This window comes from Enterobacter sp. DTU_2021_1002640_1_SI_PRY_ASU_LCPMC_013 (genome assembly GCF_032389435.1).
Lineage (GTDB): Bacteria > Pseudomonadota > Gammaproteobacteria > Enterobacterales > Enterobacteriaceae > Enterobacter > Enterobacter hormaechei_C.
Genome location: NZ_CP135594.1, coordinates 1,231,680 through 1,244,089, shown reverse-complemented (window position 1 = coordinate 1,244,089; position 12,410 = coordinate 1,231,680). Strand labels below are relative to the sequence as shown.

Here is a 12,410-nt window from a genome sequence, read left to right as displayed (position 1 = left end):
GTGCCTGCCTGTAATACTTATGTTGCTGACACTATAACACGATGTTAGTCTTTGGCAATCAAGACGCTTAGACGTCTAAACGATATAAATATTCCTGACCGAGAGGGTAAAAGGAAATGACAGACAACCTGCAACTCACACACCTGGTCGAGGCCTGCCGCTGGATTGGCGCTAAAGGCTGGGCGCCCGCTACCGGCGGCAATATGTCCGTGCGTCAGGATGAACACCTGTGCTGGCTGAGCGAATCCGGAAAAGATAAAGGCAGCCTGACCACCGCCGATTTTCTACAGGTTGAAATCGCCACCAACCGTGCGCCGTCTGGCCGTAAACCGTCGGCAGAGACCGGGCTGCATACCCTCATCTATCGCCTGTTTCCCGAGGCTAACGCCGTCCTGCACGTTCACACCGTCAATGCCACGGTGCTGTCGCGTCTGGTCAACGAGGCCGAGCTGAAGATCACCGGTTTCGAGATGCAAAAATCCCTTACCGGGCAGACCACGCACCAGGATACGGTGGCCATCCCGGTGTTTGATAACGACCAGGACATCGACGCCCTCGCCTCGCGCATCGCCCATTACGCGCAGGAACGCCCGCTTAATTATGGTTTTCTTCTGCGCGGCCATGGCTTAACCTGCTGGGGACGCGACGTGGCCGAAGCCCGCCGTCATCTGGAAGGTTTAGAATTCTTATTTGAATGCGAAATGCGTTTACGACAATGGGAGAGAGTATGATTCGCGCGATTGTGACGGATATTGAAGGGACCACCAGCGATATCCGTTTTGTCCATGATGTTTTGTTCCCCTACGCGCGTGAGCGGCTGGCGGCCTTCGTGACCGCGCAGCAGTACGCCGAGCCGGTCAAATCGATTCTGGACAACCTGCGTGATGAAATTGGCCACCCGCACGCCAGCGTCAGCGATCTCATCAACGTGCTGTTTACCTTTATGGATGAAGACCGCAAATCGACGGCGCTCAAAGCCCTGCAAGGCATCATCTGGCAAGACGGCTACGTCAACGGCGACTTTACCGGACACCTCTATCCGGACGTGCTGCCTGCGCTGGAAAAATGGAAGGCACAAGGCATTGATCTCTATGTTTATTCCTCTGGCTCCGTCGCCGCGCAGAAACTGTTATTTGGCTACAGCGACGAAGGTGATATTACTCATCTGTTCAGCGGCTATTTTGATACCCACATCGGCGCCAAGCGCGAGGTGCAGTCTTATCAAAACATTGCGGCACAAACGGGCATCGCCCCGTCGCAGATCCTGTTCCTGTCCGATATTCATCAGGAGCTGGACGCGGCTGAACGGGCAGGTTTTCGCACCCTGCAGCTGATTCGCGGTGAAGATGACGGCGCAAGCCATCATCATCAGATTCACCAGTTTGACGAGATTAATCCGGAGCAGATCCCTTCATGAGCGCATTGACCATTTATTCCGATAAAGACGCCAGTCAGCACCAGTGGCACAGCACCGACGCCGTCGAGATCGCCCAACAGCTGAACGCCAAAGGCGTGCGTTTTGAACGCTGGGCTGCGGATCGCGATGTAGGGCACGATCCCGCACCTGAAGCCGTGATCGCGGCCTATCAGCATGCGATCGACAAGCTGGTGGCAGAGAAAGGCTACCAGAGCTGGGACGTGATTAGCCTGCGCGCCGACAATCCGCAGAAAGAGGCGCTGCGCGCGAAGTTTCTGAACGAACACACTCACGGCGAAGACGAAGTGCGCTTTTTCGTGGAAGGGGCGGGATTGTTCTGCCTGCACATCGGCGATGAGGTGTATCAGGTGCTGTGCGAGAAAAACGACCTGATCTCCGTTCCCGCAGGCACGCCGCACTGGTTTGATATGGGCTCAGAGCCGAACTTTACGGCGATTCGTATTTTCGATAACCCGGAGGGTTGGGTGGCGCAGTTTACCGGGGATGCGATTGCGGATGCATACCCACGCCTAAAATAATATCCAAATAAACAAGTACAGTTCCTTCAAGATGAAGGAACTTTTATAAATTATATCTTATTCTTAAATTTGCGAAGCAAATCACAAATACTTTACTTCATTCAGTAAAAAACACAACTAATATTCTATAAAAATAAATTATCGTTAATGATTATTACTTATTCCCAAAGAGATTAACATGGCAAAAAATCCAATAATAATACGACAAAACTTGAGGATTGGCGAACTCGATGCCGAATCCGATACACAATTACTTGATGAATGCTTTGTAGATAGTGGATATCTATCAAAATTACTAGATACTAATGATACATCTTCTATTGTTGTAGGAAGAACTGGAGCAGGGAAAAGCGCATTATTGCACAAAGTAATGAATAAAGCATATAGATACAAGAAGCTTGATCCTAACGATATATCAATCCGTTTTCTTGAGCACTCTGATATTATTTCTTTTTTTGAAGCGCTAGACGTAAATTTAGATTTATTCTATAAAATACTCTGGCGACACATACTTATAATGGAGTTTTTAAAAATACGTCATGATATAAGCAGCGAGAGTGACACAAGAAATTTCCTCACCAGCTTAGCTAGTTTTTTAAGAAAAGATGAAATCAGGAAACGCGCATTAGAATATTTTAGAGAATGGGGTGATAAATTTTGGATTGACACAGACACACACCTGAGAGAAATAACAAAAAAACTTGAGAATGACACTAAAGCCAAAATAGGAACAGCACTTCATGGCATTGAATTAAATGCTGAGGCAGCCAAGAGAATATCTGAGGAAGATAAGCATGAAATAAAGAAAAGAGCTTCTGAGGTTGTTAGTGGAATGCAAATTCAAAAATTAAATGAAGTTCTCGATATGCTTGCAGAACATTCATTCTCAGATCTTCAAAAGAAACATTACATTGTTATAGATCAGCTTGATGAAAACTGGGCCGAAAACAACACTCGATATAAATTCATAAGAGCATTAATTGAAGAGATAAAAGTATTCAGACGTATCAAGAACGTCAAGATAATAGCTGCTTTAAGACATGACCTTCTTAAATCTGTATTCAATATCACAAGAGGCTCTGGATTTCAAGAGGAGAAGTACGAATCATATATTCTTGATCTTCAATGGACCGCAAATCAACTTAATGAGTTAGTTTCAAAGAGAATCCAAGAGGTTTTCAAAAAACAATATACAAGAGAAAACGTCGAAATTAATGATCTTTTCCCATCCCCCAAAGGAGGGAGTAAGGGAATGTTGCCAATCGAGTATATTATAGAGAGAACACTATATCGGCCAAGGGATGTTTTACAGTTCGTAAATGAATGTTTTAAAATAGCACTCAACAGAGAACGAATCTCCTGGGATTCCATTCATAAAGCTGAAAGTGTTTATTCAGAAAAAAGATTGCGTTCTTTAAAAGAAGAATGGGGAGATATATATCCATCTTTCGAAGAAACTATAGAAATCCTCAGAGAGGTTCCAGAAAAATTCACCCGAACACTTATTCCTAAAAACAACATAGAATCTGTAGCATCGGAACTCGCCATTCAAAATACTAATGACCCATGCGCAATCATCGCTTCTAAAATGCTCAATAGCGAAGTAAGAGAATCTGATGTCATTAACGAGATATTTTTATGCTTATACAATATTAGTGCGATAGGATTCAAAGTTAGCCCCTTAACTCCATATAAATGGTCTTTCAGAGATAGTGGTCCTGTAAATAAAGCTGAAATAAAGAGGGCAAGTCATATCAAAGTACATAAAATGTTGCATAAAGCATTAGATATAAAAATTGCGATATCTGATATTTATAATAAAGATGATAGAGATGACGAGATAGATTGAGTAATTTTTGAGTTAGGGCGCTAAAAATATAATGCGCCCATAATTTTAACATATTAAAGATTGTAAAATAGTAAGGACCTCTTCGTTACTTAAGCTAAGTAATCTCGCCAGATGCACAAACTCCACCACGTCTAACCTGCGTTCACCACTTTCCACTTTAGCGATAAACGATTGGGGTTTCCCTAAAGCCTCCGCAAGCTGGGCCTGAGTAATCCCCTTCTCTTTACGAGCTTTCTTCAACGCATTGATAACACGCTGGTATTCATCCGAGTAAACTGAGGCCATTGTTCCGATTCCATACAAATATCCTGAAATCGAATATCCTCCCGTTGTGTTTTTATCCCAAAACAGGATAATTGAGTGCGTAACAAACACACCTAAGGAGGACAAAATGCGTCAGCAGAACTGGCACTCAGCCGATATTATCGCCGCACTAAAGAAACATGGAACAAGCCTCGCAGCCTTGTCTCGAAAGGCTGGGCTTTCATCATCCACACTGGCAAATGCGCTTACCCGACCATGGCCTAAAGGTGAATTGCTTATCGCTCAGGCGCTAGACATTCCGCCTGATGTGATATGGCCGGAAAGATATTTTGATGAAAAGGGAGCGCCAGTATTTCGTCAGATGAGGCATACAAAAAAGAAAAATCTTTCTTTGACATGATTAACGCATTCTCCCCATCCCTCTCCCTCAAGGGAGAGGGGGTTGAAGAGACTTCACATACCCCACCAGCTGATCCAGCACAACACCCCACCCTTCATGGAAGCCCATCTGCTCATGCTGCTCGCGGATTTCCTTCGTCGGGTGACGCGCAATCGCCGTGTAGCGGGTTTTGCCCTCCCCAACGTCCTCCAACAGCAGGATCGCCGTCATAAACGGCTTCTCGGCAGGCTTCCAGCCCTCGGTATAACCGTCGGTAAAGACCAGCTTGTTCCCCGGGTCGATTTCAAGAAACACGCCCCGGTTATCCATCCGCTGCCCATCCACCTCAAATACGGTATTGAACCGCCCACCCACGCGCAGATCGAGGTCGCAGTCGATCACCTTATGCGGTGCAGGGATGAAGAAGTTTTTGATGTGCTCCGGCGTGGTCCAGCAGAGCCACAGCAGGTCGCGCGGTGCATCCACCACGCGCTCCAGTTTTAAGTCTGTGTCAGGATCGAGCGTCACGATGTTGTCCTCTCAGGGAACCCCCTTAAAGGATAGCCGGACTCAGGCAAATTTCCCTTTCGCTACCTCGTCCGGCGTGATCACGCCTGTATCCAGCACCCAGCCGCTAATCAGCGAGGCGGGCGTGACGTCAAACGCCGGGTTATAGACCTGCGCCTCTTGCGGCGCCCACTGCACCGCGCCAAAGCTCCCCGCCACGCCCGTCACTTCGCTGGCCGCACGCTGCTCAATCGGGATCGCGTCACCGTTCGGGCAGTCCGGGTCGAGGGTCGTTTGCGGGGCAGCGACGTAGAACGGAATGCCGTGAAACTTCGCCAGCACCGCCAGGGAATAGGTGCCGATTTTGTTCGCCACGTCGCCGTTGGCAGCAATGCGGTCTGCACCCACCCACACGGCGTCCACCTGCCCTTTTGCCATCAGGCTGGCGGCCATCGAGTCGGTAATCAGCTGATACGGTACGCCCAGCTCGCCGAGCTCCCACGCGGTCAGCCTGCCGCCCTGCAATAGCGGACGGGTTTCATCCACCCAGACGTTGCTTACCTTGCCTTCCTGATGCGCGCGAGCAATCACCCCCAGCGCGGTACCGACGCCCGCCGTTGCCAGCCCGCCGGTGTTGCAGTGGGTCAGCAGGCGGCTGCCGGGCTTCACCAGCGCGCTTCCCGCTTTCGCAATCGCGTCGCAAAGCCGTTTGTCTTCGTCAATCAGCCGCAGCGCTTCGGCGACCAGCGCCGGAACATAATCTTCCTGCCACAGCGCAATCTTCATGCGGTCAAGGTTGTTCATCAGGTTCACCGCCGTCGGGCGGGAGGCGCGCAGGGTGTCCAGCGCCGCCGCCAGCTCGTCGCGGCTTTTGCCGTTTTCCGCCAGCAGCGCCAGCAGCAGGCTTGCAGAGAGACCAATCAGCGGCGCGCCGCGCACCCGCAGGGCGTGAATATGCCCAACCAGCGCCTCAACCGTCGAGGCATCCAGCCAGCGTTTCTCCTGCGGAAGCGCCTGCTGGTCGAGAATAAAGAGCTGATTATCCGCCACCCGCAGGCTGGTCGTCTGTAATGTCTGCATGTCGTTAATTCCCTGTTGCGTTGTTGTATCACATTGTGTCAGGATGAAATCCAGATGTATAGACGTCTACATGTCTTTATTAGCAAACCCGTGAGGAACAGGCCATGTCGCAATACCGTACCTTTACCGCTCATGACGCCGTGGAGTATGCCAGGCAGTTTGGCGGCCTTGATGACCCATCATCGCTGGTGGAGGCGCAGGAGGTAGGCGACGGCAACCTCAATCTGGTATTTAAAATTTTCGACGGCGCGGGCGTGAGCCGCATCATCGTTAAGCAGGCGCTGCCCTACGTGCGCTGCGTCGGGGAGTCCTGGCCGCTGACGCTGGACCGCGCCCGTCTTGAGGCGCAAACCCTGGTTGAGCACTACCAGCACAGCCCGCAGCACACCGTGAAAATCCACCACTTCGACCCGGAGCTGGCGGTGATGGTGATGGAAGATCTCTCCAGCCACCGCATCTGGCGCGGCGAGCTGATCAACAACATTTACTACCCGCAGGCGGCGCAGCAGCTGGGCGAATACCTCGCGCACGCGCTGTTCCACACCAGCGATTTCTACCTGCACCCGCACGAGAAAAAAGCGCAGGTGGCGAAATTCATCAACCCGGAGATGTGCGAGATCACCGAAGATCTGTTCTTCAACGATCCGTACCAGATCCACGAGCGCAACAGCTACCCGGCCGAGCTGGAAAATGACGTAGCGGCCCTGCGCGACGACGCTCAGCTTAAAATCGCCGTGGCCTCCCTCAAGCACCGCTTTTTCTCGCACGCCGAAGCCCTGCTGCACGGCGATATTCACAGCGGGTCGATTTTTGTGGCCGACGGCAGCCTGAAGGCCATCGACGCTGAGTTCGGCTATTTCGGGCCGATTGGCTTTGACGTTGGCACCGCCATCGGCAACCTGCTGCTGAACTTCTGCGGCCTGCCGGGGCACCTCGGCATTCGCGATGCCGCCGCCGCGCGCGAGCAGCGCCTGACCGATATTCAGGAGCTGTGGAACACCTTCGCGGAGCGCTTCCAGGCGCTGGCAAACGAGAAAGCCCGCGACGCCGCACTCAGCGCGCCGGGCTATGCCTCCGCGTTCCTGAAAAAGGTCTGGCATGACGCCATCGGGTTCTGCGGCACCGAGCTGATTCGCCGCAGCGTCGGGCTTTCACACGTGGCGGATATCGATACCATCCAGGATGAAGCCATGCGCCACGAATGCCTCCGCCATGCAATATCCCTCGGTAAAGCGCTGATTGTCATTGCCGACCGCATCGACAGCGCGGAAGAGCTGGTGGCACGGGTGCGGCAGTACAGCTGAGAACGTTTGCCCGGTGGCGCTCCGCTTACCGGGCCTACGGGTGCAAAATGTAGGCCGGGTAAGGCGAAGCCGCCACCCGGCAAAAACTCACCCCAGATACTCAATCACCGACATCCCGCCGTTATAATCCGTGCTGTAAATAATCCCCTGCGCATCCACAAACACGTCGCACGACTGGATCACCTGCGGGCGGTTGGGCCGCGTATCCATCATCCTCTCCGGCGCCGCGGGCACCAGCGCTCCCGTTTCTACCGGGCGATACGGATTGGAAATGTCATACGCGCGCACGCCCGCGTTCTGGTACGTCGCGAAGATCAGCGTCGAGCTGACGAAGCTTCCCGGCCGGTTCTCGTGCAGGTTGTGCGGGCCGAAATGCGCCCCTTTCGCCACGTAGTCGGTTTCATCCGGCTGCGGGAAGGTGGCAATACTTACCGGGTTCGACGGCTCGCGGATATCAAACAGCCAGATCAGCTTTTCGCCGTCCTGCTGGTTATCCAGCACCGCCTCGTCCAGTACCACCAGCAGGTCGCGATCCGGCAGCGGCAGCGCGGTGTGCGTCCCACCACCAAACGGCGGGCTCCAGTTACGGTGGCTAATGAGCTTAGGCCGGGTGCGGTCCTTCACGTCCAGCAGCGTCAGGCCGCCGTCACGCCAGCTGCCGTAGGCGGTGTCGCCGGCAATAATCGCATGGTGCAGGGCGTAACGTTTTCCTTCCGGCCAGTCCGGCTTCTCACCTTCGGCCTGGTTCATCCCGGGCAGCCACCAGCGCCCCGCGACTTCAGGCTTACGCGGGTCCGCAAGATCGATGGTCAGGAAGATATAGTCGGTAAAGCCGTCGATCAGCGCTGAAACGTAGGCCCAGCGGCCGCCGACGTACCAGATGCGGTGAATGCCGATGCCGCTCAGCGACAGAAAACCGATTTCGCGCGGCCTGTCCGGCGTGGAGATATCAAAGACGCGAAGCCCGGCGCTCCAGCCTTTATCCTGCACGTCGCTGACGGTCTCCCCCACCTGGCGCGTGTAGTAGACCTTCTCATCGGCAAAACGCGCATCGGCAAACAGATCCCGGGCGTTGATCACCAGCAGCAGATCGTCGTGCGCCTGGAGGTGTACGTTCCAGGTACCCGGCGGCGCGGGCACGTAACCTGCGGCTTTTGGTTTTTTCGGATCGCGCACGTCGACAATGGAAAAGCCCTGCGACACCATATGACCGATATAGGCGAAACCACGGTGCACCATCAGCTGTACACCGTCCGGACGACCGCCCTGGTCGCTATGGCCAATCAGCCGCATATTGCGGCTGTATTCGGGAGGGGGTAATTGAGACACCTTATGCTCCTTACGCCCGGTGGCGCTGCGCTTACCGGGCCTACAGGTGCGAAATGTAGGCCGGGTAAGGCGCAGCCGCCACCCGGCTTGGTTTACTTGTTTTTAGCGGCAAGCGTCGCAAACCACGGCGCGATAAAATCTTCCGTCTGGCCCCAGCCTGGAATGATTTTCCCCAGCGACGCCACGTTCACCGCACCCGGCTGGGCGGTCAGCAACGCCTGCGGAATAGCCGCCGCCTTGAAATCGTAGGTGGCAGGCGTCGCTTCTCCGGCAATCTTATTGGCGATCAGGCGTACGTTGGTCGCGCCAATCAGCTTCGGATCTACCGCCACGCTCACCTTCCACGGGCTACCCGGCTCGCGCATCAGCTGGAGATCCTGGTTGGAGATGTCGATGCTGTAGAGCTTGATCTCGGTGCGGCCGTTCTCTTTCAGCGCCTTATACGCGCCCTGACTGAAGGCATCCCAGGTCCCCCAGATGGCGTCGATTTTACCTTTCGGGTATTTCGCGAGGATCGCCCCCACCTTGTTGGCGGTGTCGCCCTGCACGTCAGAGGAGACCGCGCCGATGGACTCCAGCTCTTTAATCTCCGGATACTGTTTTTGCAGTTCTTTGTAGGCCGCCTGACGGCGCTCCATCGGCGGGAAGCCCGCGACCCACAGCTTGACGATATTGGCCTTGCCGTTGAAATCTTTCGCCAGTTGACCAAAAGAGAGGTTGGTCAGGGAGGCATCGTCCTGCTGGGTAACAGTTACGCCCGGGATCTCGCCGTTCACGGCGGTATCAAATACCGCGACTTTGATCCCGGCATCCACCGCCTTCTTCACCAGCGCGGTGGAGTACGGGTCGCGCCCCTGGGAGAGAATAATCCCGTCATATTTCTGGCTGATGGCCTGGTTAACGAAGTCCTGGAATTTGGCATCGTCCCCGTTACTTAAAAACGTGCTGACCTTAAAGCCAAGCTTCTTCCCTTCCTGAATCGCCCCGGCAACAAACTGCGTGGTGTTGTCGTCCGAGCCCAGGTTGCGGATCACCGCAATGCGAATGGGGCCGTCATGGCTGGCAATGGCGGCCGGAACCGGCGCGGGGGTAGCCGCCAGGCCCGGCAAAGAAGTGAGTAATCCAAGAGCTACCAAAGAGAGCGCAATCTTTTTCATTTATTATCCCGTTGTGTTGTCAGCGTTTTTGTATGTAAGTAATCGCCAGTGCCATCGCGAGCACCAGCCCTTTTATAATGTCCATGGCGTAATACGGCACGGAGAGCATCACCAGCCCGTTCGACAGCACGCCGAGGATCACCGCCCCCACCAGCGTGCCCAGCGCGTTCGGCTTGCCGGACCCGGCCAGCGAGAACCCGATCCACGCCGCCGCCACCGCATCCATCAGGTAGCCGCCACCCGCATTCACTTGCGATGAACCGATACGCGAAGCCAGCAAAATTCCGCCCAGTCCCGCCAGCAGCGAGGCGATCACGTAGGCCGCCACCTTGTAGCGCGTGGTACGAATACCGGAGAGACGCGCGGCTTCCGGGTTGCCGCCAATGGCGTACATCCGGCGTCCGTGGGTGGTCAGCGACAGGCCAAGCTGCGCCAGAATCGTCACCACCAGCATGACGATCACAATGGTCGGCACCTGCCCCAGCAGGCTGAACGCCGCCGGAATGGTCCCTTCCGCCATGTCGCCGCTCGGCAGCACCATGTTCTCGGTAATCGACCCGCCGTAGCTGTAGGTCATCGCCACGCCCTGGATGACAAACAGGCTGGCAAGGGTCGCGAGCATGTCCGGAATGCGCAGAATGACGATCAGGAAGGCGTTAAACAGGCCGACCAGCGTGCAGAGCGCGAGGGTCAGCAGAATCGACTCGGTGGTGCCGAAGCCGTGCCAGACGAAGAGTGAAACCACCAGCGCGTTCGCCAGCGACGCGGTTGACCCCACCGACAGATCGAACCCGCCGACGGTCAGTGAAATCGAGACGCCGATGGCAATCACCGTCACGATGGCAATCGAGCGCAGAATGTTGATGATGTTGTTCGGATCGAGGAAGCTGTCCGACGCCAGGCCAAACACCGCCACCAGCGCGACGACGGTCAACAGCATGCCCCACCTGTAGAGAAAATCGAAAATCTGCTGACGGCCAGACGCCGCCGCGTTCACTGAAAGGGCCTTGCTCACGACGCCGTTCCTCCGGTTGAATAATAAAGTAGTGTCTCTTCCCGGGCCTCGGCTCCGGCGATTTCCGCCACGATGCGTCCGTCCCACAGCACGCAGATGCGGTCGCACAGCCCGACCAGCTCGGCGAACTCGCCCGAGGCGTAAATCACCCCTTTGCCCTCGCGCGCCAGGCCGTCGATCAGCTGAAACAGATCGGTTTTGGCCTTCACGTCCACGCCTTTGGTCGGCTCGTCGAATATCAGCACGCTGGCGTCATTGCGCAGCCATTTCCCGATGGCGACCTTCTGCTGGTTACCGCCGGAAAGCCGACGCAGCACCTGCCCCGGCCCGCGCGTGCGCACGCCGACGCGGGCAATCACCTCTTCTGCCCAGCGCCACGCCTGACGATGACCAAACAGGCTCCAGCGCGAGAAGCTGTTATCGGCGCACACGGCAAGGTTCATGCTCACCGGCTCGTCGATAAAAATGCCCTCTTTGCGCCGCTCCTCCGGCACCAGCGCCAGACCGCGCAGTACCGAGTCTGCCGGATCGCGCGGTTTCCAGGCCTGATGGTTCAGCTCGCCGCGCGCTACGCGGCTTAAGCTGGCGCCAAACAGCGCCTTGCAGAGTTCCGTTTTCCCCGCCCCCGCCAGCCCGGCAATGCCGAGGATTTCACCTTTGCGCAGGTGCAGGGAGATATCTTTGAGCAGGGCATCGTCGTGCAGCCCTTCCACCCGCAGCAGCGTCTCCTCACCGTGCGGCGGGCGTGGGGGCGGATAGATATCGCTCAGCTCGTGGCCAAGCATCTTCTCAACAATCGCTTCGCCGCTCAGATCCGCCATCGGGCCGGACTCAATCAGCCTGCCGTCGCGCAGCACCGTCAGGGTGTCGCAGATGGCCTTCAGCTCGTGAATGCGGTGAGAGATAAACACCACGCCGATACCCTGCTGTTGCAGACGTCTTACTACCGCAAACAGGCGCTCACTCTCGTGCGCGTCCAGCGGCGCGGTGGGCTCATCAAGAATGAGAAAACGGCAGTGGTGCGAGAGCGCCCGCGCCAGCAAAATCTGCTGTTTTTCAGCCAGCGTGCAACTGTCGATGGAGCGGCGTACGTCGAGCGAAACATCCAGCTGCGCCAGCGCCTGCCGCGCCTGCTGACGAACCGCGCGCCAGCTGTAGCGGTGCCCCGGATACGCCAGCTGGTCGAGCATGATGTTTTCGGCAATGCTTAACCCGGGGATGAGCGCCACATCCACCTCCTGCTGCACAAGGTGGATACCCAGCCGTTTGGCGTCCAGCGGCTCGCGGATACTTACCGGCTGGTTGTTAATGCAGATTTCGCCTTCATAACGATCGTGCGTCCCGCACAGCACCGCCATCAGCGTCGATTTCCCCGCGCCGTTGGCGCCGGTCAGCGCATGCACCGACCCGCCGTTCAGGGTGAAATCCACGCGCGACAGGGCCTGAAAGCCGGAAAAGGCCAGGCTGATACCGCGCATCTCTAGGCGACTGGAAACCATCCGCGTAAATCCTTCATTACTCTTCTGATTTAGCGAATTTTTCACAGCTCTTGTTGACTGACAACGACGGA

13 protein-coding genes are annotated in these 12,410 nt (G+C 55.3%); 6 read left to right on the top strand and 7 right to left on the bottom strand.

Annotation, left to right across the window (positions count from 1 at the left end; all coding sequences use genetic code 11):
- Nucleotides 1-116 precede the first annotated feature (116 nt).
- From RS584_RS05905 to RS584_RS05890, 4 genes are all read left to right on the top strand, one after another.
- Complete coding sequence (locus tag RS584_RS05905) at nt 117-731, top strand: methylthioribulose 1-phosphate dehydratase (protein ID WP_017382494.1); 615 nt, start codon at nt 117-119, stop codon at nt 729-731.
- The gene (gene mtnC / locus RS584_RS05900) at nt 728-1,417 is read left to right on the top strand and encodes an acireductone synthase (RefSeq protein WP_315749094.1); all 690 of its coding nucleotides are present in this window, start codon (nt 728-730) and stop codon (nt 1,415-1,417) included. Before RS584_RS05905 ends, mtnC begins: the two co-directional genes overlap by 4 nt.
- Nucleotides 1,414-1,956, top strand: a complete 543-nt coding sequence (locus RS584_RS05895) for an acireductone dioxygenase (RefSeq protein ID WP_315749093.1) — start codon at nt 1,414-1,416, stop codon at nt 1,954-1,956. Before mtnC ends, RS584_RS05895 begins: the two co-directional genes overlap by 4 nt.
- A 178-nt stretch (nt 1,957-2,134) precedes the next feature.
- Nucleotides 2,135-3,805, top strand: a complete 1,671-nt coding sequence (locus RS584_RS05890) for a P-loop ATPase, Sll1717 family (protein WP_315749092.1) — start codon at nt 2,135-2,137, stop codon at nt 3,803-3,805.
- A 45-nt stretch (nt 3,806-3,850) separates the two neighbouring features.
- On the opposite strand, the gene RS584_RS05885 is transcribed toward RS584_RS05890, so the two are convergent.
- A complete protein-coding gene (locus tag RS584_RS05885) occupies nt 3,851-4,090 on the bottom strand; it encodes a helix-turn-helix domain-containing protein (RefSeq protein ID WP_017382498.1) in 240 nt (79 codons plus the stop codon).
- Nucleotides 4,091-4,196: 106 nt separating this feature from the next.
- Between RS584_RS05885 and RS584_RS05880 the strand changes: the two genes are divergently transcribed.
- Nucleotides 4,197-4,469, top strand: coding sequence for a helix-turn-helix transcriptional regulator (locus RS584_RS05880; protein WP_315749091.1), 273 nt, complete (start codon nt 4,197-4,199; stop codon nt 4,467-4,469).
- A gap of 27 nt (nt 4,470-4,496) precedes the next feature.
- On the opposite strand, the gene RS584_RS05875 is transcribed toward RS584_RS05880, so the two are convergent.
- Both RS584_RS05875 and mtnA read right to left on the bottom strand, forming a co-directional pair.
- On the bottom strand, nt 4,497-4,976 hold the full coding sequence (locus RS584_RS05875; protein WP_315749090.1) for an SRPBCC family protein: 480 nt from the start codon (nt 4,974-4,976) through the stop codon (nt 4,497-4,499).
- Between the two features lie 42 nt (nt 4,977-5,018).
- Nucleotides 5,019-6,035, bottom strand: coding sequence for an S-methyl-5-thioribose-1-phosphate isomerase (gene mtnA, locus RS584_RS05870; protein ID WP_315749089.1), 1,017 nt, complete (start codon nt 6,033-6,035; stop codon nt 5,019-5,021).
- A gap of 104 nt (nt 6,036-6,139) precedes the next feature.
- Between mtnA and mtnK the strand changes: the two genes are divergently transcribed.
- Entirely contained in the window at nt 6,140-7,339 is a 1,200-nt protein-coding gene (mtnK, locus tag RS584_RS05865) for an S-methyl-5-thioribose kinase (protein ID WP_315749088.1), read from the top strand.
- Between the two features lie 87 nt (nt 7,340-7,426).
- Here the strand turns inward: mtnK and RS584_RS05860 are convergent, their stop codons facing one another.
- From RS584_RS05860 to RS584_RS05845, 4 genes are all read right to left on the bottom strand, one after another.
- The gene (locus tag RS584_RS05860) at nt 7,427-8,668 is read right to left on the bottom strand and encodes an LVIVD repeat-containing protein (RefSeq protein WP_062938163.1); all 1,242 of its coding nucleotides are present in this window, start codon (nt 8,666-8,668) and stop codon (nt 7,427-7,429) included.
- A 92-nt stretch (nt 8,669-8,760) separates the two neighbouring features.
- The gene (locus RS584_RS05855; RefSeq protein WP_315749087.1) at nt 8,761-9,825 is read right to left on the bottom strand and encodes a sugar ABC transporter substrate-binding protein; all 1,065 of its coding nucleotides are present in this window, start codon (nt 9,823-9,825) and stop codon (nt 8,761-8,763) included.
- Between the two features lie 19 nt (nt 9,826-9,844).
- Nucleotides 9,845-10,840: an ABC transporter permease gene (locus RS584_RS05850; protein ID WP_315749086.1), complete on the bottom strand. Its 996-nt coding sequence runs from the start codon at nt 10,838-10,840 to the stop codon at nt 9,845-9,847.
- Nucleotides 10,837-12,339, bottom strand: coding sequence for a sugar ABC transporter ATP-binding protein (locus tag RS584_RS05845; protein WP_315749085.1), 1,503 nt, complete (start codon nt 12,337-12,339; stop codon nt 10,837-10,839). Before RS584_RS05845 ends, RS584_RS05850 begins: the two co-directional genes overlap by 4 nt.
- Nucleotides 12,340-12,410 lie beyond the last annotated feature (71 nt).